This window comes from Nitrospira sp. (assembly GCA_030653545.1).
In the GTDB taxonomy this organism is placed as follows: domain Bacteria; phylum Nitrospirota; class Nitrospiria; order Nitrospirales; family Nitrospiraceae; genus Nitrospira_D.
In genome coordinates, this window is the sequence record JAURZE010000022.1 from 262,683 (window position 1) to 288,420 (window position 25,738).

The window sequence follows — 25,738 nt, forward strand, 5'->3', positions numbered from 1 at the left end:
GCATGAGCGCACAGGGGAAGCATGTGATCATTGTGGCCGGAGCCGGACCAGCCGGAATGGCCGCTTCAAATATGTTGGCGAAGGCCGGCCATGACGTCATCATACTGAACCGCGACATCAAGTTCGGCGGGCTGGCAGAATACGGAATATTTCCGGCCAAGCTGAAATTGCGCGGCGGCCTGAAAAAGCAATATTGGGAAATGCTGGAGCAGCCGAACGTGCACTACTTCGGCAACGTGTCCATCGGGAAGGGGAAAGACCTGACCGTGGAGGACGTTCGCGCTCTCGGCGCCAGCGCAGTTGTCTTTGCGATCGGCGCACAAGGCACCAAGGCCATCGGCGTAGAGGGGGATTCGGCAGAGGGGGTATTCCATGCCAAGGATGTGGTCTACCACTTCAACCGCTTGCCGGGATTCGGCGATCGGCCGTTTGAAGTCGGAAAGCATGTGGCTGTGATCGGAGCCGGCGACGTCATGGTCGATATCGCCCATTGGCTGATTCGCTATAAGAAGGTGGAACGCGTCACGGCCATCGTGCGACGCGGCCCCCTGGAACGAAAATACAACCCGAAAGAAATCCGGTCAGTCTGCGCGAATATGGATGTCGAGGGGATCACCGCAGAAGTGGCGCGCATCAAGGACCGTCTCGCCGCAGTCGGCCAGAATGCCGACGAAGTCCTGAAAGGTCTGACGGACGAATTCACTAAGTGCGAACCGGCCGTCAGCCCCACGAAAATGGGGTTTAAGTTCTTGGCATCGCCGAAGCGCATTCTGGTCGATGGCAACAATCGGGTGCGCGGCTTGGAGATGGAAGACAATAAGCTGGAGCCTAAAGGCACCGACACGGCCGCCGTCGGACTCAAGCAGTATTACGAGTTCCCCTGCGACGCCGTCGTCTTTGCGGTCGGCGACAAGGTGGACGAGACCGTGGGGCTGCCCTACAAGAACGGACTGTTTGTCACCAATCCCAACAAGACCAACAACGATCCAGACGATGCGCTTTTCCAGGCCTATGACGAGGCGACCGGGAAGGCCGTGGATGGGGTATTCCTCACAGGATGGGCGCGTAAGGCCAGCGAAGGGCTCGTTGGTGTCGCCAAGCGGGACGGGGAGTGGTGCGCGGAAGTGGTGACTCGCTATCTGGACACAAAGAATCCAGGCCAGCCGGTCTCAGCCAAAGCCGTCACAGACAAACTCACCGGCTTGTTGAAGGAACGAAAAAGCCGACCGGTGAGCCTTGCCGGACTCAAAGCGCTCGATGCCGCGGAGAAAACCCATAGCGGCGCGACGGACTGTATCGGGGAATTCAAATACGCCACCAACCAAGAAATGCTCAACTTGATCGAGCGGCACTCGCGCTAGCCGAACCAGGGGGGACGGCTCAGCCGTCTCCCCACTTCAGCTTCTCCCGCAACACTTCATAATATCGCGTCTCTGGAAACCGGATCAGCCTCGTGCGATGTTCCGAGACTTTGATCTCAATCGTATCGCCTTGCGAAATAGCCACACCCACCTGGCCATCCATGGTGGCCATCGCTCCGTCATCCTTACTGGTCAGCGTCACTTCGATTTCCGCTCCAGCCGGGACGATCAACGGACGATGGGTGAGCGTGTGGGGACAGATCGGAGTCAACACCAACGACTGCACTGCCGGAGCCAGGATCGGACCGCCGGCCGAAAGAGAGTAGGCCGTCGATCCCGTCGGGGTGCTGACGATCAATCCGTCGCCGCGCAAATTCGTCACGAACTCGCCCTGAATGGCGATTTTCAGCTCAATCATTCTCGCCAAGGTGCCCTTGCTGATCACGACATCATTGAGGACAGCCCCTTGCGTCACCGTTTCCCCATGCCGGTGCACATGGGTCTTGAGCATCAGACGCTCATCCAACACAAAGTCGTTGGCAAAGACTCGATCAAGCGAAGGATAGAGATGCTCCAGACGGACTTCGGTAAGAAACCCCAGCCCGCCCATGTTGACCCCGAGAATGGGAATGCCCCGCTCGCCGGCGAGACGCGCCGCATTCAACATCGTCCCGTCACCACCTAATACCAACAACACATCGGCCTGATTGGCCAGCTGCGTTTTCTGAATTCCCCCGGTCTCGCCAAGCAATGAAGCAGATGTCGTATCTAATAGCGCAACGATGTTCTTCGCCCGCAACCAGGAGACAACACTCTGCAGCGTTTCCTTGACCTCTGGAAATTTCGGCTTCGTGAGAATGCCAATGCTCTTACGTTGCATATCGATACCGACGTGCCTTCAATTGTGGAGTGGCGAAAGGTGCGGGATTGTATCGGGACGGTTCTCAGGGTGTCAACGAAACGATGCCACGCACATGATGAGCCAGAGTCGAGCACCTGACACATAACCATTTATGTATGATTGACTTTCATCGTTGTGGGATTTGCGTGCAACCTTGACACTCGAAAAGCCGGTAGTTAGAATTAGGCCAAGATTTTCCATAGGTTCGCGCGACCGGAACCACTACGAGTCTATACCAGACCAGAAGGAGGCAGGATGTTCGAACGATTCACGGACAAGGGTCGGAAGATCATCATCCTGGCACGGGAAGAGGCCGAGCGGCACCAGAACGATTATCTCGGGACGGAGCACTTGGTTCTCGCGATTCTCCGTGAATCCGACGGTATCGCCCTGATGATCCTGAAAAAAATGGGCCTCTCGACCGAACAGATCCGGCTCGAAATTGAGCGGAACTTGCCCGGCGGTGGGACCACGATGACGTTTGGGGAAATTCCCTTTAGCCCGCGCGTCAAGAAAGTCATTGAATACGGTGTGGAAGAGGCCAGACTGCTGGGCCATAACCATATCGGCAGTGAGCATCTCCTGCTCGGCCTATTGCGGGAGGAAGAAGGGATCGGCGGAAAGATTCTCCGTAGCCTCGGAGCCAATCTCCTGACGGCCAGACAGTTGACCGTCACCTTCCTGAGAAAGTCCGCTCCGCGGGAGCGAGACCGGAAGAGCAACACGCCGGCGCTCGATGAATTCGGACGGGATCTGACCCAGATGGCCCAAGAAGGTCTGTTAGATCCGGTCATCGGTCGCGCCGATGAAATCGAACGCGTCCTTCAGATTCTCAGCCGTCGGACCAAAAATAATCCGGTCCTCATCGGAGAGTCGGGTGTCGGCAAGACCGCCATCGTCGAAGGCTTGGCCCAACGAATCATACAGTCAGAAGTTCCGGATAATCTCTTGTCGCGCCGGGTCATCGCACTCGACCTTGGTTCGCTGGTTGCCGGAACAAAATACCGCGGCCAGTTTGAAGAGCGGCTCAAGGTCGTGATGAAGGAAATTGTGCAGGCCGGCAATATCATCATCTTCATCGATGAATTGCACACGCTCGTCGGAGCCGGAGCGGCCGAGGGATCGATCGATGCCTCTAACATGCTGAAGCCCGCGCTGTCCCGTGGCGAGATCCAATGCATCGGCGCCACCACGCTGGACGAATACCGCAAGCACATCGAAAAAGACGGCGCCCTCAAGCGACGGTTCCAGCCGATTCATGTGCAGCCCCCGAGCATGGATGAGGCCGTGCTGATCATCCAGGGTCTCAGAGACCGATACGAAGAGCACCATGGCGTCGAGATCTCTGAGGATGCCATCATCGAGGCGGTGAAACTGTCCGACCGGTACATCACCGATCGATTCCTCCCGGACAAAGCGATCGATTTGATCGACGAAACCGGCTCGCGCGCCAAACTCCAGACCTATGCCTTGCCGTCTGAGCTGAAGGCGATGGAGCAGGAACTCAAGAAAGTCTCGCGGGATAAAGAACTCGCGATCTCCATGCAGAACTTCGAAGAAGCCGTGCGCCACCGTGAAGAAGAAGAGCGGTTGCGCAAACTGCTGGATGAATCGAAGCGCGAATGGAAAAAGAGCCAGGAAAAGAACAAGCCGACCATCGGAAAAGAAGATGTGGCCTACGTCGTCTCGAAGATGACGGGCATCCCGCTCTTTAAACTGGAAGAAGAAGAGTCGAACAAGTTGCTGCACATGGAGGATTTCCTCCACAAACGCGTCATCGGCCAGAACGAAGCGATTTCGGCCGTATCGCGCGCCATCCGCCGCTCACGGGCGGGTTTGAAAGATGCGAAGAAGCCGATCGGCTCGTTTATTTTCATGGGTCCCACCGGCGTCGGCAAAACCGAGTTGGCCAGGACCGTCGCAGAATTCTTATTCAACAGCGAAGATGCCTTGATTCGCGTCGACATGTCCGAATACCAAGAGAAGTTCACCAGCTCGCGACTCTTTGGAGCGCCTCCGGGCTATGTCGGCTACGAAGAGGGCGGACAGCTGACCGAGAAGGTCCGTCGCCGTCCGTATTCTGTCGTGCTCTTCGATGAAATCGAGAAGGCCCATCCGGACGTCTTCAATGTGCTGCTTCAAGTCTTAGACGACGGTGTGCTGACCGACAGCCTGGGTCGTAAGATAGATTTCAAGAACACCGTGATCATCATGACGTCGAATATCGGCACCAAGATGATCCAGAAAGGTGTGTCGCTCGGCTTCCAGAGTACGGAAGGGGAGCAGGCGAGGAGAAAGAAGGAAGAAGTCATGGGCGAATTGCGCCGCTCCTTCAGCCCTGAGTTCCTGAACCGGATCGACGAAGTCGTAATCTTCCATCAACTGGAGAAGGAACAGCTCTACACCATCCTTGATATCCTGGTTCGTGAGCTGAACACACGGCTTGTGGAAAAGGGTGTCGAAATCGAGCTGGATGACGAAGTCAAACAATGGCTGATCAAAGAAGGATATGAGCCGTTGTATGGGGCTCGCCCGATGCGCCGGACCATTCAACGCGCCATCGGCGATCCGCTCTCCGATGACCTCATCAGAGGACGGTTCAAGGACAGCCGCAAGATCAAGGTCGTGCTTCGCGACGGAGCGCCAACCTTCATCGAGCAGGAGACGATGGCCAGCGTCTAACCCGTCCAGCGGGATAGGCTCGTACGACAGAGTGAGATTCATTCAGCTGCACCCCCTGCGGTCAATGACCGCAGGGGGTGCATGCTTTTCAGCGACAGAGTGTGATAACTCTACAGAGTCATGACGACGAGTCCATCCGCTGCAACTGAACACGCCACTTCCTGGACCCCATGCCCGATACTGGGGATTGAATCCTCCTGCGATGAAACATCGGCTGCAATCCTGAATCACGATGGAACGGTCCTCTCGAACATCGTGTCCTCACAAGACTCAGTTCATCGCCAATTCGGCGGCGTGGTTCCTGAACTGGCCGCACGCGCCCATCTGAGTACCATTGACCGGGTTGTCCAGTCCGCGCTGGTTGAAGCACGTCTTTCCAGGCATGACCTTGGGGCCATCGCCGTCACACAAGGACCCGGTCTGGCCGGTGCACTCCTGGTTGGACTCAATTACGCCAAAGGGCTGGCCTATGGGCTCTCGCTCCCTCTGATCGGCGTCAATCATCTTGAAGGTCATATCTCCTCCGCCTGGTTGGCAGATCCCACATTCCCGTTCCCCTGCATTGTCCTTGTCGTATCCGGTGGGCATACCCATTTATTCAGGAGGGAAGCCGATGGTCGAACCATACTATTGGGCTGCACAAGGGACGATGCCGCCGGTGAAGCGTTTGATAAGGGCGCGCAGATGCTCGGCCTGGATTATCCTGGTGGGCCGGCAATCGATCGCCTGGCGCGCCAAGGAAGCCCCAAAGCCATTCGCTTCCCCTTGTCTCGCTTACAAAAGAGCAGCTTGGAGTTCAGCTTCAGCGGGCTGAAGACATCGTTACTCTATCGGCTTCGAGGAATGGACGCAGCGGCACGTACCGCCCAGGCCGCCGATCTGGCAGCGGGCTACCAAGAGGCGATCGTGCGCGTCCTTGTCGATCGGGCGTTTGTGGCGGTACGGTCGTCCGGCGTGGATGCGCTGGCCGTGGTCGGGGGGGTTTCCGCCAACTCACGGCTTCGTACACTGCTCACCGCGAGAGCCCAGGAAGAGGGAGTCAGGCTCGCGTTGCCGCCGATGGCCTACTGCACCGACAACGCCGCCATGATTGCATCTGCCGGGAGACAATTGCTCCTACGCGGGCACCGGCCCGTCGCTGACCTCGAGATTCTGCCATCACTGCGACCGGGCACTTACGCCGGCCGTACAACCGTCCACGCCCGCTGACCAAGAGGCCGCCTATTCCTGAGATACAAGGCAAAACTCTCGGACTTCGTGCCAGCCAACTCGCCGCGATCGAGCATCTCTATCGACGACGGAATGCGGTCGATGAAGTCCTCTCCCTTGAGCTGGCGACAGAGCTCTCGACGCTCTCGGCTGAGTACCGGCGTCCAATCTCGCTGCTTCTCACCAGACGCGGTGTCGTGCAGGAAATCATCGTGGGAACCGACATGGTGTTGTCACCCACCACACTGTCTAAATTTCGCGCAGGCCCCCGTTCACTGCGAGGGCTCCGCCTGATTCGAACGCAACTCCAAGACAGGCCCTTAAGCCAGGAAGATCTGACCGACCTCGGCTACCTGCGCCTCGACCTGATCGGCATTCTCTCAGTATCACCAAACGGCACGCCTGGGACGCTCTATCTCGCGCATCTCCTGCCGCCGAATGAAACCGGGCGACTCTGCGAAGTCCTCAAACCGACGCCGCTACAGGAATGCCCCCTCGTCTTCGACCGATTCATCAAAGACCTCGAAGTAGACCTGCAGGAAGCTCTCAAGCATCACGCCGTGACCAGCGGGAGCGAGTCCGCCATCCTGGTCAGCGCATCGTCGCATGGTCGCGCCGAGCAGGAAGAACGGCTCGCCGAGCTCGCCGACCTTGCGGCCTCTGTCGGCGTCACCGTGTTTGATTCGATTGCGCAACGCATTGGAGACGGCCACCAGCGATACCTGCTGGGAAGCGGAAAACTGAAAGAAGTGCTGATACAAACCCTGCATAAGGGCGCGGATATGGTCATCTTTGATCAAACGCTTACGCCGGCCCAGGCGCGGGCGATTGCCGAGATGACAGACATCAAAATCATCGACCGGACGCAGTTGATTCTCGATATTTTTGCGCGCCGGGCCCATAGCCGTGAAGGCAAGGTCCAGGTGGAACTGGCGCAATTACGCTATCTGCTCCCGCGCCTCTCCGGACAAGGCACACAGCTGTCACGCCTCGGCGGAGGCATCGGAACCAGAGGCCCGGGAGAAACGAAATTGGAAACCGATCGCCGGAAGATTCGCGACCGGATTACCCACTTGGAGCGCGAAATCGAACAATTCTCCAAACACCAGAATCAACGCCGCGCACGCCGGGAACGGCAGCAACTGCCGGTCCTCTCCTTCGTCGGCTACACCAACGCCGGCAAGTCGACCTTGCTGAACCTCCTCACGGAAAGTCATGTCTCGGCGGAAAATCGCCTTTTTGAGACATTGGACACCACCAGCCGCCGCCTGCGCTTCCCGCAGGATCGGGAAGTCATCGTCACCGATACCGTCGGATTTATCCGCGATCTCCCCAAAGAACTGATCGGGGCGTTCCGGACAACGCTGGAGGAATTGCGCGAAGCCGATTTACTCCTCCATGTCGTCGATGCGAGCGCGCCCGACATCGACGTTCAGATGAAAGCCGTCCTGGATATTCTCGAAGAATTGGAGCTCGATAAAATTCCGCAAGTCCTGATCTTCAATAAGTGCGATCGACTGCCCGCCGCTCAAGCCGAAGCCTTATGCCGACGCTATGACGCCATCGGCATCTGCGCCCTGGACGCATCGACATTGCGGCCGTTGATTGATCACCTCGCAACACGCGTTCACACCATGACCAGCACCGAGGAACCGGACCTTCCTCCGCCGCCGGCCCCGGATCCTGCACTTGCATCTCACCATTAACCGCGGCAGAATTGCGTCACTTTCAATGAACGCTCATTCGCGCCGCCATTCATCCGTGACAACCAAGCCAGCTACGCTTGCGCGCCTGCTGTTGAAGCATCAGCCGAAAGCCGAGATGGAGCTGACCCACCAGTCTCCGTGGGAATTGCTCGTCGCCACCATCCTGTCCGCCCAGTGCACCGACCGGCGGGTCAACCAAGTCACCCCGGCGCTGTTCAAGCGTTTTCGTCGACCGCAAGACTACGCCACGGCCCCTCCGCTCGAACTTGAGGCCCTGATCAAATCGACCGGGTTCTACAAAAATAAAGCCAAGCACTTGATCGGATGCGGCAAAGCCGTGACGGAACGATTCGGCGGATCCGTTCCGCAACGCATGGAAGAATTGACGACCATCCCAGGGGTCGGCCGCAAGACCGCGAACGTGATCCTGGGGACCGCCTACGGGCAACCGTCGATCGTCGTCGACACGCATGTCAAACGAGTCGCCAATCGACTAGGCCTGACCACCTCGGACAATCCCGAGCGAATCGAACAGGATTTGCAGCAACAATTTCCCAACGCTCAATGGACCGCCATTTCCCAGCGCCTGCTCCTGCATGGACGCTATATCTGCCTGGCGCGCAAACCCCTCTGCAATGCATGCCCGCTCTATACAGAGTGCCACTGGAAAGGAAAGCTCCCGCAATGATCACCAGCATGACCGGTTTCGGACGACGACAAGGGGCCTGGCAGGACGGACAGGTGACGGCAGAAATTCGCTCCGTCAATCACCGGTTTTTGGAAACCGGCCTGCGACTGCCGAAGACCATGAGCGCGCGTGAAGAACACATCAAAAAAGCCATTCAGGAACATTGCCGCCGCGGACGCGTCGATCTCACGGTCCTCGTGCAGGGCGGGCGGGGAGGGGCACGCTCGCTGCAACTTGACGCTGATCTGGCGAAGCAGTACCATCAGGCCCTCCGGAATCTCCAGAAAACGCTCAAGCTCAAAGGAACGATCGATGTCGGGCTCCTCGCAGGATTCCGTGATGTCATTACGATTTCCGACCAGCCGTCCGACGACCCCAAGCTTGCCGCGCTCATAGAAAAACTGGTAGGCCAGGCGATTCAAGACCTGGTGAAGATGAGAAAGAAGGAGGGGGCCCTCCTCGCGACGGATATTCGCGCGCGCCTTGAGACCTTGCGCGGACTGAAGGCACAAGTGGCGGTTAAAGCCCCGTCAGTGGCCCAAGAGGCTTTTGACCGCATGAAAATCAGACTTGAAAAGCTGCTGTCGTCTGAGATCCAGGATGTCCCGAAATTGCATCAAGAGCTGGCCCTCTTTGCGGATCGCAGCGACATCACAGAAGAATTGGTCAGACTCGATGCACATATGATACAGTTCGACCATACGCTTCAGAGTTCAGAGTCCGTGGGCAAAACGTTGGACTTTCTCCTGCAAGAGATGGGGCGAGAGGTCAATACCATCGGCTCCAAGGCCAACGATGCGACGATCACGGCATCGGTCGTACAAATGAAGGCAGAGATAGAGCGAATCAGAGAACAGATTCAGAACGTGGAATGACCAGCATCATGAGCACCAGTCCTGCGCCAACCGCATCAGATCCGCGTCCCTATGTCCCCGAACGACGGGGAATTTTGTTCATTATTTCGGCGCCGTCCGGAACGGGCAAGACGACACTCTGCAAACAAATTACCGCCTCGGTACCGGGAATTTGGCATTCGGTCTCCTATACCACCAGGCAGCCGCGCCCCGGTGAAGAACACGGACGGGAATACTTCTTCATCGAAGAGAAAATCTTTCAGGACATGGTGGCCAAAAACGAGTTCATGGAATATGCCCATGTGTACGGCAACTGGTACGGCACTCCGCGCAAGGCCCTGATGGACAAGATGGAGCAGGGGATCGACGTTCTGCTGGAAATCGACGTTCAGGGCGCCTTGCAGATCAAGAAGAAGGTGCAGGACGCCGTCTATATTTTCATTCTGCCACCCTCGATGGAAACCCTGCGCACCAGGCTCCAGAGCCGGGCCTCCGACACTCCGGAGGAGATTCAGCGCCGATTACAGAAGGTGAAGGAGGAGGTGTGGAGTTACCGCGAGTACTACTACATCGTGCGTAACGACAACCTGGAACAGTCTCTTAAAGAACTCCAGAGCGTGTTCCTGGCGGAACGCCTCAAGACGAAGCGACTTGATATGCATTGGCTTGAACAGAACTTCATTCTCGAGAAAGAATCCAAACCGGGAGATCGTGACCAATCTTCCATTGCTAAAGGGAGTACCGCGCACCATGATTGACATGCTCAACCTCTTGCCCCAGTACAAACTCGGCCAATTCGATTCACGCCATCGGCTCGTTATCGTCGCGGCTCAACGAGCCAAGCACCTGATCCAGGGAGCCAAGCGCTCCGGCCTCGTCCGCTTCACCAAGGAAACCACCTGCGCGCTCGACGAAGTGCTGCGCGGAGAGGTCAAGTATCTCGTCGGCGAGGAAGCCCGTGATGCCATGAAAGAAGCCAAGCGCGGAAAAGAAGGCGAGACCGAGCGGTTGGCCATGATGACCGGTGAGGACGCCAAGGAAATTAAGAAAGAACTCAGCGTCTATGTCGATGACGCCGCTAAGCCCGCCCCAGCGGAGGAGTAACGTTGGATTCAGAGACGACGCCAGGGACGTTGACCGGTAAACGGGTGGCGCTCGGCGTCACAGGAAGTATCGCGGCCTATAAGGCCGTGAGCCTTTTGCGTGCCCTCACACGGCAAGGGGCCAGCGTCTCCGTCGTGATGACCAAGGCCGCGACGAAGTTCGTCACGCCGATGACCTTTGAAGTGTTGTCCGGCCAGGCCGTGACGACCGACCTCTTCGAAGCTCATCAAGAGATGAAGCATCTGTCCATCCCGGAAGGGGCCGATGCCATCGTGATCGCGCCGGCAACAGCCAACTTCCTGGCCAAGGCCGCTGTCGGACTGGCGGATGATGTCCTGTCGACCATGCTACTCACGAGCCGCTGTCCCTTGATTGTGGCACCGGCCATGGACGGCGACATGTGGACACATCCCACCGTCCAAGACCATGTCAAGACGCTCCGCTCTCGAGGCACAACAGTCCTGGACCCCGAAGAAGGTCCGCTCGCTTCAGGCCAAGTGGCCCAAGGGCGACTTGCCGCCGAGACTCGAATCCTCGAAGCCATTGAACACGTCCTCATCCCGCTCGCCGATTTGAAAGGGCAGAGGATCCTCGTCTCAGCCGGCCCCACCCAGGAAGCCATCGATCCGGTTCGCTACATTTCCAACCGCTCGTCGGGAAAGATGGGCTATGCCATCGCGGAAGCGGCCAGAAACCGAGGTGCCGAGGTCATCCTCGTCACCGGCCCCACCGCCCTCACACCCCCGGCCGGCATCCGTGTCGTGCCAATCACCACCGCCAAAGAAATGGCGGAAGCCATGTCGGCTCAGTTCGGCTGGTCCTCCATCGTCATTATGGCCGCGGCCGTGGCGGACTTTCGTCCTAAGACTCCAGCAGCCCAGAAGCTGAAAAAGGGAACCGCCGCCGTGCCTCCGCTGGAGTTGGAACGGGCTCCCGATATTCTGGCCATGCTCTCGGCCAAACGCACCTCCCAAATCCTGGTTGGCTTCGCCGCCGAAACGCAACACCTCGTCCAACATGCGACCGACAAACTTACGGCGAAGGGCCTCGACCTGATCGTCGCCAACGATGTCACCCAAGCAGGGGGGGGATTCGGCAGCGAACACAATGCGGCCATCATCCTCTCCCGCACCGGAATTCAGCATACCTTCGACCTCCGTCCAAAATCACAATTGGCTCACGATATCCTCTCAACCATTGTAGAATTTGCCCAGAACGAACCTCGCAAACAGACACCGGCTTCCGTGCGATAGGAGCCTCAATGGCATCAGGATCCCGGGCCAACGCCGCTGAAATCGACCGTCATGCGACCACCCTGGCGAAAGACCCTGCCTCCAAGGCCTTTATTCCCTTGGCTGAAGAGTATGGCAAAGCCGGCATGTGGTCCGAAGCGGCCGGCGTCCTCGAAGACGGGCTGAAGTACTACCCCGGATTTATCACGGCGATGGTCGCGCTTGGCCGCGCCTATGACCAGCTGAGCCAACCGACCAAAGCCAAAGCCATTCTGGAAGAAGCCATCAAGATCAGTCCGGAAAACCTCCGGGCACATCGAACCTTGGCGAAGATCTACACTGCCGAAGGCTCCGCCGCCCAGGCGCTCCGCTCATGCGACGTGATCCTCGCTCTCAATCCGTTAGATCAAGAATCGCTCTCGCTGCGCGCTTCCCTCGGCGCCGCCATCCCGGACACATCCGAAACACCTAAGGCACCATCGACAAGAGCAACCGTCGCATCGTCCGAAGCGGCTGCTGTCGCACCTGATCCACACCTGCCGGCCGCTGCGGAGCTATCAGCCCTAGCCGAAAATACAGACACCGCTGCAGTAGCAGTAGTGGTGGAATCCGCCATGCCGGATCTCGTAGCTGATGCCACCGCCAGCATGGCCTCAGTCCTAGAAACGGATCAGCCCCGGGCACAAGAGCCGGCACCCGTTGAGGCTGCCATGACGACTGCACTCGCCGCCGAACAGACTCCCGTGTCTGCTCCATCACGAAACCAGACCGCCACCAATCGACTGGAGCATATGCTGCAGTCCATCCACGCTCGCCGCCGAGATCGGCCCTCTCCCGAAGCGACTGCTGCGCCAGCTCAACCCTGACCAAAGGTTTGACCCTCTCCGACGGGGCTGCTAGAATGCCGCCGCTAAGCACCTTGTCGTGTACTCCATCTTCTTCGTGACTTCGGAGGCAGTGCGTACCTGAGATGGTTCGGATTCTTGTGCTACATGGGCCCAATCTCAACCTGCTCGGCACCCGGGAGCAATCCATTTACGGCACGACCACGCTCGACGAAATTGATGCCGCCATTGCCCAAACAGCCGAGGGCTTGAACATTGAAGTCGATACCCGGCAATCGAACATGGAAGGGGAGCTGGTCACCTGGATCCAGGAAGCGCGGACGGGTTACCACGGCATCATTATCAATCCGGCAGCCTACACCCATACCAGCGTGGCCATTCGGGATGCCCTGGCCGCCGTCGCCCTGCCGACGGTGGAAGTACATCTCTCGAATATTTACCAGCGGGAAGCATTCCGGCATCATTCATACATCGCAGGAGTGGCGATGGCGCAACTCTCCGGCTTCGGACCAGCCGGCTATCTCCTCGCCCTCCAAGGGCTCCTTGAACATCTCCTGGAGCAAGGCACCAAAACAGGCGGGGCCGCATCAAAACCCGTCCGCCGAACCCGCCGACGAAAAGCATGAGCACCACGCATTGAATCACCGTGTGAGGATGAAGGGAGTCTGCAGTGATTTCGACAGTTGATTTTCGCAATGGCGTTCGCTTGATGGTCGAAGGCGACCCCTTTTACATCGTCGAGTTTCAGCATGTGAAACCAGGCAAAGGCGGCGCCTTCGTCAGGACCAAGTTGAAGAGCTATCTCACCGGCAACTTACTCGACCGCACATTCCGATCCGGCGAACGTTTTGAAGAGCCGAAACTCGATGAGCGGGAAATGCAATTTCTCTACGCCACCGACGACGACTACACCTTCATGGATAACGAAAGCTACGAACAGCTGACGTTTGCCAAGAAGACGTTGGGGGAGAATGCGGACCTGATCAAGGAAAACATGATCGTGAAGATTCTCGTCTACGAGCATCGACCGATCGACGTCGAACTCCCAAATTTCATCGAGCTCAAAGTCGTGGACGCCGATCCGGGCGTGCGCGGGGACACCGCCTCAGGCGGCACCAAACCCGCCACGGTCGAAACCGGCGCGATCATCAAAGTTCCCCTCTATCTGGAGGTAGGCACCGTGATTAAGATCGACACCCGCACCAGATCCTACGTGGAGCGCGTCAGGTGAGTAAGCGGAAACCGGCGCGTCCGAAGACCAAACAACCCCGCCCGATCGTCCTGCCTCAGTCCTTTCCGGGAGCGCAGGGGCAGGCCGACACTATCTTGACCGGTACGCAGACCAAGCAGATCCAGGACCTGATCGATCTGCTCCGCCGAAATAACCTGACCGAACTGGAACTCGAACGGCAGGGCGTCCGTATTCGCGTACGGCATGAAGTCGGTATGAAGACCGTCACCACGTCGGTGCAAGACGCGGCGCCGGCATCGCCACAGTCCGGCAGCCAACCGGCACCGTCCTCTGGCCCCTCGGCTGAAGAAACGGCCGGCATGTTCACCATCACCTCGCCGATCGTCGGCACCTTCTACCGCTCACCGTCTCCCGACGCCGATCCCTATGTGGAAGACGGGGACTATGTGAAAAAAGGCCAGGTGCTGTGCATCGTCGAAGCGATGAAGCTCATGAACGAAATCGAATCCGAAACCGACGGGCGTATCGTGAAGATCCTGGCGGAGAGCACGAAGTCCGTCGAATACGGACAGGCGCTGTTCCTGATCGACCCCAAAGCGACGCAATAGTCCGCCGCAATCGATACACCTCGGAGTGACTGCGTGTTCAAGAAAGTTCTGATCGCCAATCGCGGAGAGATCGCCCTGCGGGTCATCCGCGCCTGTAAAGAGCTCGGCATCAAGACCGTCGCCATCCATTCGGAGGCCGACGCCGCCAGCCTGCACGTCCGCGCCGCCGATGAAAAGGTCTGTGTGGGCCCGGCCGAAGCGGCTCTGAGCTATCGCAATATTCCCAACGTCCTGAGCGCGGCGGAAATCTCCGGCGCCGATGCCATTCATCCCGGCTACGGCTTCCTGTCAGAGAACGCTCACTTCGCCGAAGTCTGCGAATCCATCGGCATCAAATTCATCGGCCCGTCCTCCGAGAACATCGCCATGCTGGGCGACAAAGCCAAGGCTCGCGAAATTGTGATGAAGCGCGGCCTTCCCGTCACGCCCGGCAGCCCCGGTGAACTCCGGAGCGAGGAAGAGGCTCTGCAGGCCGCGCAGAAGATCGGCTTTCCCGTCATCATCAAGGCCACAGCCGGCGGCGGCGGACGTGGCATGCGCGTCGTGAACAAAGCCGAAGACCTGGCCCGCGCGTTCCAAGCCGCGCAAGCGGAAGCCAAATCGACGTTCGGCAACGAAAGCGTCTATCTCGAACGATACTTCCTCGAACCGCGCCATATCGAAGTGCAGGTCATGGCCGACCACCGTGGCCACGTCATCCACTTGGGCGAACGGGATTGTTCGATCCAGCGGCGGCACCAGAAGCTGTTGGAAGAAACTCCGTCACCGGCGATCGATGACAAACTGCGAAAAGAAATCGGGCGCGTCGCGGTCGAAGCCGTGAAAGCCGCGCATTACCGGAATGTCGGCACCGTGGAGTTCCTCCTCGACAAAGACCGAAATTTTTTCTTCATGGAAGTGAACACCCGTATTCAGGTCGAACATCCGATCACCGAAATGGTGACCGGTGTCGATTTGATCAAAGAACAGATCCGCCTGGCCGCCGGGCTTCCGTTAACGCTCCGGCAACAAGACGTCGTCATGAACGGCCACAGCATGGAATGCCGCATTAACGCAGAAGACCCGGAGAAGTTCACCCCATCGCCCGGCACCATCACCAAGTACAGCCCGCCCGGCGGGTTCGGCGTGCGTGTCGATTCGGTGATGGAATCAGGCGCGGTCGTCTCACCGCACTACGACTCGATGATTGCGAAACTGATTACCCACGGCCGCGACCGGCAGGAGTGCATGGCCCGCATGCGCCGCGCCCTCGACGAATTCGTCATTGAAGGCATCAAGACCACCATCCCGCTCCACCGCCGCATCCTCGACGACCCCGACTTCCAAAAAGGCCACGTCTCCACGACGTTCCTGGAACGGTTCCTCGCCAGCTAACACCATCCTGGCGTGTGTTGTTCTTCATTGACGCATCTACCATAAACACTGTCACGACACAGCACATCGACATCTCTCCTGACATTGCCGGTGGCAAGCCACGAATAGCCGGACATCGAATTACCGTACAGAACATTGTCCTCTGGTATGAGCGCTTGCGTCTGACCGCCGATGAGATCGCCACTAATCATGGAGTCTCCTTGGCCGATTTCTACGCAGCGCTGGCCTATTGCTACGATCATCGCCAGGAAATAGACGAAGCGATTCTGGCCGACGAAACCTATATCGCCGAGTTGCAGAGCCGGACTACGTCAAAGTTGAGTGGAAAGATCGGTGGCTGACCAGGTCAAGTTCTATCTGGACGAGCATGTCCCGAAAGCGGTGGCCGAGGGGTTGCGCCGGCGCGGCGTAGAGGTCATCACGGTTCAAGAACTCGGCTTGCAGCATGTCACACTTCTCTGACCGCTATTCCTAACAATCGGCGCGCCCCTGAAACAATACAATTCGACCGATTTACCTCCCCATTGGCAATGTATTGGAGAGGCACAAAGGCCAATAATGGCCTCGTCTATTTCATCTGTTTCGCAAACGGCAGTGACTCCATTTTACTTCAGGCTGAGAAATGCAAAAAAGGCATTTCGATGGGCATCATTCCCTTCTGCGAGAGAGCGGAACTGAAGATGGGAAGAACTGAAGAGTCGGTTGAGGACCGGTCTCGCGAGTCAAATACTTACCCATGTGTTCAGCAATGACTTGATGGCCCTTCGGATTGAGATGCGGATCCATCTTTGAATTCATATACACTCGCTTGTCTTCTTCCGCGAACCACGAGAGCATATCAGTCACAGGGAGAGGAGCCACTGCCTCGGCAACGTCCATCAGTAGGGCGTCGTTGAACGGAGTAGCCAACAGGCGAACATAGAACACAACCAGTGGAATGTGGCGTTCCTTGCACAGTCGTGCCATTTGGCCCAATGAGCTCATCGAGTCTCTCCAGCCGTCTTCTAATCTAAATTCATCTGTATCCAAGTCGGCGGCGCTGCGGATGCCGTACCGGCCGTACCGGCCTGCGTAGACAGCCAACCGATATAACCAACTTTGTTCGAGCAGGAGTTCCAGAACTTGGGGCGGAGACTTCTCCTGGGCGGATACGCCTTGCGCTGAGCTTGGGGCAGGCGGAGTGGCTTCGATGTCATTCGGGTGGTACAGGAGAAGGACTAGGTCCGGCTCAAGAGCGAGTCCGTCATTTCGAAGAAACGTGTACTCTTGGACCGTGTTATATCCAGCTACCCCGGCATTGATGACCCGAATGGGGCGTCCCACTTCAGTTGTGAGGAGTTGCTGAAGTTTGACCGAGAATATTTCATTTTGAACCACACCCCATCCGAATACTACGGAATCTCCCAGCATAAGAATTCGATATTCAGATCGTTTCTTGGAGCGAATGGGATCATCGCGAAGACCGAGTTCGTTGAAGCGGACGTCCACGCCTTGATACATTGCCCCCCAGGATCGGCGGTGCCGAACAACCAGGTCCGGGTCTGCGACTCGATCCAGATTGTACCGACGGGTTTCTTCAAAATAGGAAATCCCGAGCGGGTCGGCCATGCGACAAAACACTTCCGCCGTAATCAAAGCGACACAGACCGAGACACCCAGGAGAAGAATTGCCCGCCGATGCTGATAAATACGCTGTTTGAGCAAGATGGATACGCCGACATTCAGACAGAAGAGCACCGTCAAGAGAACGAAGTAGCTCAAGGAATATCGATGCAGCACCGATGGGGATTCGGAACGGTGGGTGCCGAGCCAGACTAAGAAGAACCAGCTGGTAGATATGAATGCCAACCAGAAGAGTCGGAACCATATTGAAGGTGCAGACATCCTGTACTTCTCCCTCACTAGCACTAGTCAGAATTTCTACTCCGCAGTGAGCTTCTTAAGCCGGATTGTGTGCAAATGGGTGAGGCTTCCAGTAAAGTCTATCGCTAGGTCGGCGGGGCACCAAGAAAAGTCAAGAATTCGACGGACGATTCGAAATGCAGGCGAAATGATTCGGCAAGGCTCTCCCAAACTCACTCGGTCATGAGAATAAAGTGTCACAGAGAATCGTCAACGATTCGCTTGAGAATTACCCATGAATCAGACATTAAGAGGAGGCCTTGGGCGGTTGGACCGCATGTGTTCTTTTTTAAGTGCGCCTCGCGGTGTTCTGCCTAGGCGGCGGAACGACCTGTCAGCAGGTAGTCAAGAACCACTCCATTCTGCATACGACAGTCAAGCGCTCGGTGCGACTCAATCTGATGGCAGAAGCTCCGATGTCTGTTTGGTCCCGCCAAATACCTTCGTGGTCTGGGTGGGATGGGCGCGCAATTCCTCGGCCAATTCGACCAGCGCCTCGTCGCCTTTGCCCGCGGTTACGGCGCCGGCTCCCTGAAGCCTGCCCCATGATTGCGTTTCGCTCTCTTCATCGCCTCGTGCCCTGTTTCACCAGCGCCCAGTGGCTTCGGTGAAGCAAGACTACCACGTAGCGCACGATCCGGTTGTCCGGATCCCCCTCTACCTTCCTACGCATTCCATATGCGAGTCCCAGGTAGAGACTAGTTACCCCATCAGAGTACAATCGGTCCATCATGGCTCAACGTTGCTATATTGGCTGCGCCGGCATTTACCTCCTCCTCGATCCATCAGTCTCACCAGACAGGCCGCTAGGTGAAGCTCTGACTCAATCTGCTTGTGCCGGGGTAAAGATCGTTCAGTACCGCAACAAGACTGCCTCGATGAAGGAGGCTTATGCGGAAGCGTTGCCGCTGAGAAAGCTTGCGGCGGAGTTGGGCGTCTTGTTCATTGTGAATGACCGCTGCGATCTGGCACTGGCGGTAGATGCGGACGGAGTCCATCTTGGGCAGGGGGATCTCCCGCTGGAGCTCGCACGGAAAGTAATGGGCCCGGACAAGCTGATTGGCATCTCGACGCACAATCCAGATCAAGTATTGGCGGCGAGCGCGGGTAAGCCGGACTATCTCGGCTTTGGGCCGATCTTTAAGCCTGGTTCAAAACAAGATCACGATCCGGTGGTGGGAATAGAAGGGCTGCGGGCGATCCGCTCGCTGACCTCTCTGCCGATTTTTGCCATCGGCGGAATTACTATAGAGAACGTCGGTGAAGTGATGAAGGCTGGGGCGAACGGGGTTGCGGTAATCTCAGCCATTCTGAAAGCACCGGATATCAAGCAGGCGGTCAGCGACTTCCTCGCGCAGATGCCAGCACCAGCTTCGTAAGGATTTTCATCTCGCTGCGCACCGCGAGTTTTTCTACGGCCGGTTCAAACCGCGCATCAACGCCAGCCATGTAGGGGAGCGGCCCGATCACTGGCACTCTCGAACACTCCCGCAGCAGTTCCACTGTTGAACGCTCCTGTCGTCGTGTTACCGCCGTCTTTGCTGGCATCGTCCGATTCAGTACCACGGCAATGACCGGGATCTTTCGTGCCCGTAGGGCATTGAGCGTCAGCAGGGCGTGATTCACTCCGCCGAGCCCAACTCGTCCGACAACCAGCACAGGAGCTTTCAGCTTCTCGATCAGATCCAGCGCATCCATCGTTGGAGTGATCGGTACATGCACACCACCCGCGCCTTCAACCAGCAATACCTCATGCTGAGATTGCAGCTGACGGTAGGCTCGCATGATTATTGGGATCGTAATGGATCGTCGTTCAGCCCTCGCTGCGTCTAACGGTGCAATCGGAAGTCGAAAGGCATAGGGCCTGACGAGTTCGAGGGAATCACACACCTGCGCTGCAACCCTGAGTCGATCGGCATCGGATGGTCGGCCCTTCACTACGCCGGTTTCGACCGGCTTCATCACGCCGACATCGAGGCTCAGTGTTTTCAAGCTCCACGCAAGCGCCGCCGTCACCAGCGTCTTACCGACAGCGGTATCCGTCCCCGTGATGAATATCCCGTGTGTCACGCTCGCTGCTCGCTTCTCAGAGGTCCCGACTATCGCAGTTCCAGGCCTGGCCCGACATATCGTTGAGCTGCGCCATGTGCACGATCGTCCTCGCCACTTCCTCAATCGCCGGTGGACGACGGAGCGCATGATCCGCCCAGTCATGACCTTCGGGCATCGCCCCTTCTGAGAGGCCGGTCATGTGCCAGCCCGGTAGCACCAGATTCACCCGCACGTTCTGCGGCCCCCATTCCTGCGTAGCGGTCTTCACCAGTCCAACCAGGCCGGCTTTCGACGCAGCGTAGGCGACTTGTCCGATCGATCCATGATATCCCGCATGGGAACCAACCACGACGATCGAGCCGCCGCCCTGAGACAGCAGGGGAGGAGCCATCGACTGCAGACAGTGAAAGGTGCCGGTCAGATTCGTTTGAATGACACTCATCCACTCCTCTTCCCGCTGCCGCAGGACCAGACTACTTGCCGCGATTCCGGCATTGCAGATAAATGTCGTCGGCTTCGGTGCCTTCTTGAGAAACGCATCGATCATTCGTCGAACTGAGTCACCCTCACGCACATCGGCCTGATAGAGACCGCCAGTTCCACCGGTCACGCGGACCGCGCGCAGAGTCTTCGCAGCCTCGGCCTTCCGTCGAAGGTAGTGCACGCCGACATACCAGCCCATTGCCGCAAAGGCACGGCAGATGGCTCGCCCGATCCCGCCGGAGGCTCCGGTCACCAAGACTGAGCACCGTCCAGGTGTGCGCGCCACTGACCGCTTCGCTGATCCGGTTCGTTTTGGTGAAGCCATGGCGAAGGGATTATGTCGGCAGCCATTCGACAACGCAAGCCCGGGGAACCGGCATCGGCCCATGCCTTGCTGCCTCCGCAACGCCTATGGTACGGTCATTCCAACAGAGGAGGATCCTGATGTCGCACAGTCCCCAAGCCTTGTCCCACGTCTTCGCGCCACTCGCAGTGGCCGCAGCGATGCTCACCGTTGGATCATTCGCAACCACGCCGCTGGCGGCAGAAGAACCCTCCCAAATCGCCCAGTCCGAAGACTACTTTCCCGACCGGATCGGCACCCGCTGGCAATACCGTGGCCAGATCTCCGAAGGACCGGTGCAGGTGATCGACAATAAGTTTTTCGCCAACACGTCGTCAGTCACCGGAACCAAAAAGCTCAACGGCGTGACCGTCACGGTGTTCCATGATACGAACCCCGGCAACCACGGTGAATCCGACAGTTACTATCGACGCGATAGCGTCGGCATGGTGTATTACGGATCCGATCCCGGCACGCCGCTGGAAAAACAAATCGTGCCCTATCAAATCGTCCGCTTTCCCATCACCATTCCGTCGTCGTTTCAGCAATTCAACCGGAGCGGCCTCGATTTCGGCAACGATATGGATCGAGACGGCGTGAATGAGAAAGTCGATATGGTCGGCACCACCAGTGTGGTGAGCCGCGAAACGATCACCGTCCCGGCCGGGACCTATTCGAATGCCGTGAAGGTGGAAGCCCGCATGACCATGCAGATCCATCTCTCCGGCGGCGATAAGCCGGCCCGTGGCATCGATGTCATGACCGCCTGGTTTGCCAAAGGGGTCGGGCTGGTCAAATATGTGGAGCGACAGGAATTGTCCGCTTCGAAGGAAGATCGCGGCATGGTGACCGAGATTACCGAAGAGTTGGAAGAATTTACGCCGGCCCGCTAGCCGGCTGTTGAGAATGAATGTCGTGGCCCCAGTGGGAATAGTGCGAGCCTCTCTTGCCTGCCCCTCCTTCGTAAGGAGGGGCTAGGGGAGGTCGAGTTCGCCGGCAGCCATTACCGGTGCGGTAATTCGTGAGTCATACGGCCGCCCTGAGGCTCTACCCCTCCTCACCTCCCCTTACAAGGGGGAGGAAGAGAAAAGACGACGACCAGTAACCTTTGCCACGAATCAGTCCGTCGCCTCAAATCCCCGACGAAGCGTATTTTCGCTGATGACGCGCGACGTCATAAACTGCTGCAGATAGTCGTCGCCTCCGGCCTTTGCCCCGACGCCGGAGAGCCGGTGACCGCCGAACGGTTGACGGCCGACCAGCGCCCCCGTGATCGAGCGATTCACGTACAAGTTCCCGACATCGAATTGCTCGCGAACCAGTGCCAGGTTCGCCGGGCTGCGCGAGTAGATGCCGCCGGTCAGGGCATACGTCGTCGAGTTGGCCATCTCCAGCGCGTCCGTCATGCTGGCCGCTTTCATCACCGCCAGCACCGGGCCGAATATTTCCTCCTGCGCCAGCCGATGGCGCGACACCACATCGGCAAACACGGTCGGTCCGACGAAATGCCCTGGCCCTTCGGTCGATCGACGAATGAGCAGGCGGCCTTCTTGCCGACCCATCGCGATCAACTCCTCGATTCGTCGCTTTGCTCGGGCGTCGATCACCGGCCCCACTTGCGTCCCAGGGTCGAGCGGATCACCGATGGCAAGGCTCATCACCGCGTCATGCAATCGCGAGAGAAATTGGTCATACACACTCTCCAGCACGATCGCTCTCGAACACGCCGAACATTTCTGCCCGGCATATCCTGTAAAGGACGCGACGACGCCCGCGATCGCTTCATCGAGATCCGCCGTGTCATCGACAATGATCGCGTTCTTGCCACCCATCTCGGCGATCACACGCTTCACCGTAGACTGACCAGGCTGCATGGCCGCTGCGCCGGCGATCAACTGCAGACCGACGTCCTTTGAGCCGGTGAAGGCAATGGTCGATATCTCCGGATGCGCGGCCAGCGCCTGACCGATGTCCGGCCCCCCGGGCACGCAGGTCAACGCACCGGACGGGACGCCGGCTTCACGCAGAATGTCGGTCAGCAATCGACCCAGCAGGGGCGACCGTTCGGATGGCTTGAATAACACCGTGTTGCCGGCAACCAACGCCGCGCTCACCATGCCGGCCGGAATCGCGAGGGGAAAATTCCACGGCGCAATCACCGCCGCCACGCCGCGCGGCCCATAGATCCGATGATTCCGTTCCCCAGGGGAATGGCCCAACTGAAGCGGGGAGTCCAACCGGTCCATTTGCCCGGCGTAGAATTCGAGGAAGTCGATAGCCTCTGCCACATCCGCATCCGCCTCCCGCCAGGGCTTGCCGACCTCAATAATTTCCCACGCCGCCAGCTCAGACCGCCGCTCGCGCATGAGCGCCGCCGCGCGCCGCATGATGGCACTGCGCTCCGCGGCAGGCCGTCGCCGCCATTCCGCCGCAGAAGACACAGCCAACGCGACCGCCTTTGCCACGTCGGCATGAGCCGCGCTCTGCACGAGCGCGACGACTTCGTCCGGATGAGCAGGGTTGCGCGACTCCATCAGCGTTCCGGTCAATCGCAATTCCCGATGCGGCGGCTCCCACTTGTCTCCCGTCCGCGCACACACCTTTTTGATCGCCTCTTGCATTGCCGCCCGACTGGCGGCCTTCGAAAAATCCCGATGCGGCTCATTCACAAAATCCTTAGAGCCAGGAGAAGACGCCGCCAAGGGGGAAGGCGAGAGTGCCGGAGGGGCCAAGAGCGTGTTCAATGATTGCGACTCGACATATTCTTTGCGCAGGAAGGATTCGTTCGACGTGTTCTCCAGCAAACGCCTGACGAGATAGGCCATGCCCGGCAGCAGACGCCCGACCGGCGTGTAGAGCCGCACGCGCCGTCCATGGGCTACCATCGCATGCTGGAAGGGTTCGGCCATGCCATAGATCATCTGATACTCAAATGCCTCAGGCGGAACAGCCAGCGATTCCGCCACGGCCTCAATCACGGCCAAGGTCCGAAGATTGTGGGTACCGAAGGCCGGACGAATCAGATCACGGTGCTGGAGTATCAGAGGAATCAGCGCTTCGTAGTTCGCATCCGTCTCGGCTTTCTGCTCAAACAACGGCACCGGCCATCCGGCCTGATGATGGCGAACAGTGTCAGAATCCCAATAAGCTCCCTTCACCAAACGGATGGTGATCGGCGTGCCACGCCGTGCTGTCCAGGTGATCAAGTCGTGGATATCGCGTTCGGTTTCCCGATGGTAGGCCTGCATCGCGACCCCGGCATGGAGAAAGGAGCGGTAGTTCTCTTCTGTAAACAGCCGTCGAAAGATGTCCAAGAGCAGGTCTTTGCTGTCGGCCTGCTCCATATCGAAGATCAATCCGCACGATGTCGCTGCCGCCAGATCCACGATCGGCCGTAAGCGCGCCGCCACCGCGCGATAGGTTCCGTCGGGATCGATGGGATCGAGGCGCGCAGTGAGCGCAGAGATCTTGAGCGAGAGCTGGATCCGGGGCAGAGCGCCCAGATGATCCCGCTCCAAACGCGGAGCAGCGGGCCAGCGCTCCGCCTCCGAGCGCAATTCAGACAACGCCGCCAGACAGCGATCGCGATACTGATCGGCTTCGAGGTTGCTGATCGTCGCCTCACCTAACAAGTCCACGGACCAGGCGCGCCCGTCCTTCCACAATCCCGCGAGAACGGGGAGGGCCTCGGTCACCGAGCCTCCGGCAATAAACGTCCGGGCCATCTGCTCGACTTGATGGCGGATCGATTTTCCGGTGATCGCGGCTCCCAGAGTCGTCGCAGCGAGGGCCTTCATTCCCCACTGCAGCCCGAAGACAGGCCCATGCCTCGCGCCAAAATATTCTTCTGCCAGCGTGACGACCGCCTGGTCAGAGGCGAGCGCGGGGAGCACATCGATGAACCGGAATAACTGCACCTTGAAAGCCGGATCTTTCATCGCCAGATTGATCACGCCTTGCGACCACCAACGGCCCTCAAAGATCGTCGGTGCCCGGCCCGCAGATAATGTCGAGAGGTGAGTTCCGATGCGGAGAACGGCGGATGCAAGTGACGATGTACTCGACGTCATGCGGCCTCCTGAACGATGACCATTCTTGACTCAATCAGTATACGCCGATCGCTCACCGGCTGCCCCTTCCGGGATGCATGACCGCTTCCCAGACTGTCGCGGCCGGAATGAAGAAGCTGTTGTAAAGCATGCGTCATTTGGCTAACATAAATAAATAAGTAATGTTCACCGTAGTCGTGATGGTGGACTGTATGATCCCCAGCTTCAGGAGGATGAATGACTGCACCCGATCAAGCCGTCTCCACTGATTACACTGGTTTTTCGTATATCAATTTTTTATTGTTTTGCGCCGTCGTCGCCGCCACCGTCATTGGGATTCCGCTGTACGGGTACTTTGTCGGATTCACCACCTTCGATTGGATCCTTTCCTTTGTCATGTATGTCGTGACCGGCATGGGGATCACCGTCGGGTATCATCGCCTTGTCTCCCATCAAAGCTTCGAATGTCCTGACTGGGTCAAACGTTGCGCACTGGTTGCCGGGGGATGGGCGCTCCAAAACTCGGCGCTCATCTGGTGTGCCGACCACATTCGCCATCATGCCCGCACGGATACAGACGAAGACCCCTACAATGCCAGCAGGGGCTTCTGGCACAGCCACTGCGGCTGGCTCTTTTACGAAACCCCGCATCGCACCGACAAGTACGAAATCCGGCTTCGCCGAGACCCCGTGATCCTCTGGCAACACCGCTACTATTGGGTGATCGTGGCATCCGGGTTGGCCATCCCCTTTGCCCTCGGCGTGTGGTGGCATCAAGGCTGGATGGGCGGCATCAGCGCCCTGCTGCTCGGCGGGCTCTTCCGCATGTTCATGGTGCTCAACTCCACGTTCACGATCAATTCCCTTTGCCACATGATCGGCAGTCAGCCGCACGGGACACAGGACAGCAGCCGCGACAGCTGGCTGATCTCCTTCGTGAGCTTCGGGGAGGGGTATCACAACTATCATCACACCTATGCGCGCGACTACCGCAACGGACCCAAGTGGTATAACTTTGACCCCTCGAAGTGGATCATCTACACATTGTCGCTGTTCGGATTGGCGACCAATCTGCGCCGGCTCGATCCCTCGGTATTCTAGCCTCGTCTTCAGCTTCCCCAGTCGGGCCATAGCCGCCTATGGTCCGACTGGC

24 protein-coding genes are annotated in these 25,738 nt (G+C 58.2%); 19 read left to right on the forward strand and 5 right to left on the reverse strand.

Going from position 1 to position 25,738, the window contains the following annotated elements:
* The first annotated feature begins 2 nt into the window (after positions 1-2).
* The gene (locus Q7U39_08015; GenBank protein ID MDO9117887.1) at positions 3-1,361 is read left to right on the forward strand and encodes an FAD-dependent oxidoreductase; all 1,359 of its coding nucleotides are present in this window, start codon (positions 3-5) and stop codon (positions 1,359-1,361) included.
* 19 nt (positions 1,362-1,380) lie between these two features.
* Here Q7U39_08015 and Q7U39_08020 read toward each other — a convergent pair whose 3' ends face one another.
* On the reverse strand, positions 1,381-2,241 hold the full coding sequence (locus Q7U39_08020; protein ID MDO9117888.1) for an NAD(+)/NADH kinase: 861 nt from the start codon (positions 2,239-2,241) through the stop codon (positions 1,381-1,383).
* Positions 2,242-2,517: 276 nt separating this feature from the next.
* Between Q7U39_08020 and Q7U39_08025 the strand changes: the two genes are divergently transcribed.
* The 15 genes from Q7U39_08025 to Q7U39_08095 all read left to right on the forward strand — a co-directional run bounded on the left by Q7U39_08025 (position 2,518) and on the right by Q7U39_08095 (position 16,218).
* Positions 2,518-4,944 carry an ATP-dependent Clp protease ATP-binding subunit gene (locus tag Q7U39_08025; protein ID MDO9117889.1) on the forward strand — a complete coding sequence of 809 codons (2,427 nt, stop codon included), beginning with the start codon at positions 2,518-2,520 and terminating at the stop codon, positions 4,942-4,944.
* Between the two features lie 120 nt (positions 4,945-5,064).
* Entirely contained in the window at positions 5,065-6,153 is a 1,089-nt protein-coding gene (tsaD, locus tag Q7U39_08030) for a tRNA (adenosine(37)-N6)-threonylcarbamoyltransferase complex transferase subunit TsaD (protein MDO9117890.1), read from the forward strand.
* A gap of 212 nt (positions 6,154-6,365) precedes the next feature.
* Positions 6,366-7,859, forward strand: a complete 1,494-nt coding sequence (gene hflX, locus Q7U39_08035) for a GTPase HflX (GenBank protein ID MDO9117891.1) — start codon at positions 6,366-6,368, stop codon at positions 7,857-7,859.
* Positions 7,860-7,884: 25 nt separating this feature from the next.
* A complete protein-coding gene (gene nth, locus Q7U39_08040) occupies positions 7,885-8,547 on the forward strand; it encodes an endonuclease III (GenBank protein MDO9117892.1) in 663 nt (220 codons plus the stop codon).
* Positions 8,544-9,422 (forward strand): YicC/YloC family endoribonuclease, encoded by an 879-nt coding sequence (locus tag Q7U39_08045; protein ID MDO9117893.1) that lies wholly within the window; start codon positions 8,544-8,546, stop codon positions 9,420-9,422. Before nth ends, Q7U39_08045 begins: the two co-directional genes overlap by 4 nt.
* Before the next feature lie 8 nt (positions 9,423-9,430).
* Complete coding sequence (gene gmk, locus Q7U39_08050) at positions 9,431-10,159, forward strand: guanylate kinase (GenBank protein ID MDO9117894.1); 729 nt, start codon at positions 9,431-9,433, stop codon at positions 10,157-10,159.
* Positions 10,152-10,505 carry a DNA-directed RNA polymerase subunit omega gene (locus Q7U39_08055; protein ID MDO9117895.1) on the forward strand — a complete coding sequence of 118 codons (354 nt, stop codon included), beginning with the start codon at positions 10,152-10,154 and terminating at the stop codon, positions 10,503-10,505. Before gmk ends, Q7U39_08055 begins: the two co-directional genes overlap by 8 nt.
* A 2-nt stretch (positions 10,506-10,507) precedes the next feature.
* A complete protein-coding gene (gene coaBC, locus Q7U39_08060) occupies positions 10,508-11,758 on the forward strand; it encodes a bifunctional phosphopantothenoylcysteine decarboxylase/phosphopantothenate--cysteine ligase CoaBC (GenBank protein MDO9117896.1) in 1,251 nt (416 codons plus the stop codon).
* 8 nt (positions 11,759-11,766) lie between these two features.
* Positions 11,767-12,603, forward strand: a complete 837-nt coding sequence (locus tag Q7U39_08065) for a tetratricopeptide repeat protein (GenBank protein ID MDO9117897.1) — start codon at positions 11,767-11,769, stop codon at positions 12,601-12,603.
* A gap of 104 nt (positions 12,604-12,707) precedes the next feature.
* On the forward strand, positions 12,708-13,208 hold the full coding sequence (gene aroQ, locus Q7U39_08070) for a type II 3-dehydroquinate dehydratase (protein ID MDO9117898.1): 501 nt from the start codon (positions 12,708-12,710) through the stop codon (positions 13,206-13,208).
* Positions 13,209-13,252: 44 nt separating this feature from the next.
* Complete coding sequence (efp, locus tag Q7U39_08075) at positions 13,253-13,813, forward strand: elongation factor P (GenBank protein ID MDO9117899.1); 561 nt, start codon at positions 13,253-13,255, stop codon at positions 13,811-13,813.
* Positions 13,810-14,382, forward strand: a complete 573-nt coding sequence (gene accB, locus Q7U39_08080; protein MDO9117900.1) for an acetyl-CoA carboxylase biotin carboxyl carrier protein — start codon at positions 13,810-13,812, stop codon at positions 14,380-14,382. Before efp ends, accB begins: the two co-directional genes overlap by 4 nt.
* Positions 14,383-14,415: 33 nt before the next feature.
* Complete coding sequence (gene accC / locus Q7U39_08085) at positions 14,416-15,756, forward strand: acetyl-CoA carboxylase biotin carboxylase subunit (GenBank protein MDO9117901.1); 1,341 nt, start codon at positions 14,416-14,418, stop codon at positions 15,754-15,756.
* A gap of 14 nt (positions 15,757-15,770) precedes the next feature.
* Complete coding sequence (locus tag Q7U39_08090) at positions 15,771-16,097, forward strand: DUF433 domain-containing protein (protein ID MDO9117902.1); 327 nt, start codon at positions 15,771-15,773, stop codon at positions 16,095-16,097.
* The gene (locus Q7U39_08095; GenBank protein MDO9117903.1) at positions 16,090-16,218 is read left to right on the forward strand and encodes a DUF5615 family PIN-like protein; all 129 of its coding nucleotides are present in this window, start codon (positions 16,090-16,092) and stop codon (positions 16,216-16,218) included. The genes Q7U39_08090 and Q7U39_08095 overlap by 8 nt, the downstream gene beginning before the upstream one ends.
* Before the next feature lie 186 nt (positions 16,219-16,404).
* Here the strand turns inward: Q7U39_08095 and Q7U39_08100 are convergent, their stop codons facing one another.
* Positions 16,405-17,640 carry an SGNH/GDSL hydrolase family protein gene (locus Q7U39_08100; GenBank protein ID MDO9117904.1) on the reverse strand — a complete coding sequence of 412 codons (1,236 nt, stop codon included), beginning with the start codon at positions 17,638-17,640 and terminating at the stop codon, positions 16,405-16,407.
* Between the two features lie 749 nt (positions 17,641-18,389).
* Between Q7U39_08100 and thiE the strand changes: the two genes are divergently transcribed.
* Positions 18,390-19,037 carry a thiamine phosphate synthase gene (thiE, locus tag Q7U39_08105; protein MDO9117905.1) on the forward strand — a complete coding sequence of 216 codons (648 nt, stop codon included), beginning with the start codon at positions 18,390-18,392 and terminating at the stop codon, positions 19,035-19,037.
* On the opposite strand, the gene bioD is transcribed toward thiE, so the two are convergent.
* Positions 18,997-19,728 carry a dethiobiotin synthase gene (bioD, locus tag Q7U39_08110; protein MDO9117906.1) on the reverse strand — a complete coding sequence of 244 codons (732 nt, stop codon included), beginning with the start codon at positions 19,726-19,728 and terminating at the stop codon, positions 18,997-18,999. The two genes, thiE and bioD, sit on opposite strands and share 41 nt — an antisense overlap.
* Before the next feature lie 16 nt (positions 19,729-19,744).
* Positions 19,745-20,518, reverse strand: coding sequence for an SDR family NAD(P)-dependent oxidoreductase (locus tag Q7U39_08115; protein ID MDO9117907.1), 774 nt, complete (start codon positions 20,516-20,518; stop codon positions 19,745-19,747).
* A 119-nt stretch (positions 20,519-20,637) separates the two neighbouring features.
* On the opposite strand from Q7U39_08115, the gene Q7U39_08120 reads away from it, so the two are divergent.
* Positions 20,638-21,429, forward strand: coding sequence for a hypothetical protein (locus Q7U39_08120; protein ID MDO9117908.1), 792 nt, complete (start codon positions 20,638-20,640; stop codon positions 21,427-21,429).
* Positions 21,430-21,654: 225 nt separating this feature from the next.
* On the opposite strand, the gene Q7U39_08125 is transcribed toward Q7U39_08120, so the two are convergent.
* On the reverse strand, positions 21,655-24,606 hold the full coding sequence (locus tag Q7U39_08125; protein MDO9117909.1) for a proline dehydrogenase family protein: 2,952 nt from the start codon (positions 24,604-24,606) through the stop codon (positions 21,655-21,657).
* Between the two features lie 216 nt (positions 24,607-24,822).
* Between Q7U39_08125 and Q7U39_08130 the strand changes: the two genes are divergently transcribed.
* On the forward strand, positions 24,823-25,686 hold the full coding sequence (locus Q7U39_08130) for a fatty acid desaturase (GenBank protein MDO9117910.1): 864 nt from the start codon (positions 24,823-24,825) through the stop codon (positions 25,684-25,686).
* Positions 25,687-25,738 lie beyond the last annotated feature (52 nt).

Coding starts and splice junctions, on each gene's coding strand:
- Q7U39_08015 (MDO9117887.1), top strand. CDS start 3: ATGAGCGCACAGGGGAAGCATGTGATCATTGTGGCCGGAGCCGGACCA.
- Q7U39_08020 (MDO9117888.1), bottom strand. CDS start 2,241: ATGCAACGTAAGAGCATTGGCATTCTCACGAAGCCGAAATTTCCAGAG.
- Q7U39_08025 (MDO9117889.1), top strand. CDS start 2,518: ATGTTCGAACGATTCACGGACAAGGGTCGGAAGATCATCATCCTGGCA.
- tsaD (MDO9117890.1), top strand. CDS start 5,065: ATGACGACGAGTCCATCCGCTGCAACTGAACACGCCACTTCCTGGACC.
- nth (MDO9117892.1), top strand. CDS start 7,885: ATGAACGCTCATTCGCGCCGCCATTCATCCGTGACAACCAAGCCAGCT.
- Q7U39_08045 (MDO9117893.1), top strand. CDS start 8,544: ATGATCACCAGCATGACCGGTTTCGGACGACGACAAGGGGCCTGGCAG.
- gmk (MDO9117894.1), top strand. CDS start 9,431: ATGAGCACCAGTCCTGCGCCAACCGCATCAGATCCGCGTCCCTATGTC.
- Q7U39_08055 (MDO9117895.1), top strand. CDS start 10,152: ATGATTGACATGCTCAACCTCTTGCCCCAGTACAAACTCGGCCAATTC.
- Q7U39_08065 (MDO9117897.1), top strand. CDS start 11,767: ATGGCATCAGGATCCCGGGCCAACGCCGCTGAAATCGACCGTCATGCG.
- aroQ (MDO9117898.1), top strand. CDS start 12,708: ATGGTTCGGATTCTTGTGCTACATGGGCCCAATCTCAACCTGCTCGGC.
- Q7U39_08100 (MDO9117904.1), bottom strand. CDS start 17,640: ATGTCTGCACCTTCAATATGGTTCCGACTCTTCTGGTTGGCATTCATA.
- thiE (MDO9117905.1), top strand. CDS start 18,390: ATGGCTCAACGTTGCTATATTGGCTGCGCCGGCATTTACCTCCTCCTC.
- Q7U39_08115 (MDO9117907.1), bottom strand. CDS start 20,518: ATGGCTTCACCAAAACGAACCGGATCAGCGAAGCGGTCAGTGGCGCGC.
- Q7U39_08120 (MDO9117908.1), top strand. CDS start 20,638: ATGTCGCACAGTCCCCAAGCCTTGTCCCACGTCTTCGCGCCACTCGCA.
- Q7U39_08125 (MDO9117909.1), bottom strand. CDS start 24,606: ATGACGTCGAGTACATCGTCACTTGCATCCGCCGTTCTCCGCATCGGA.
- Q7U39_08130 (MDO9117910.1), top strand. CDS start 24,823: ATGACTGCACCCGATCAAGCCGTCTCCACTGATTACACTGGTTTTTCG.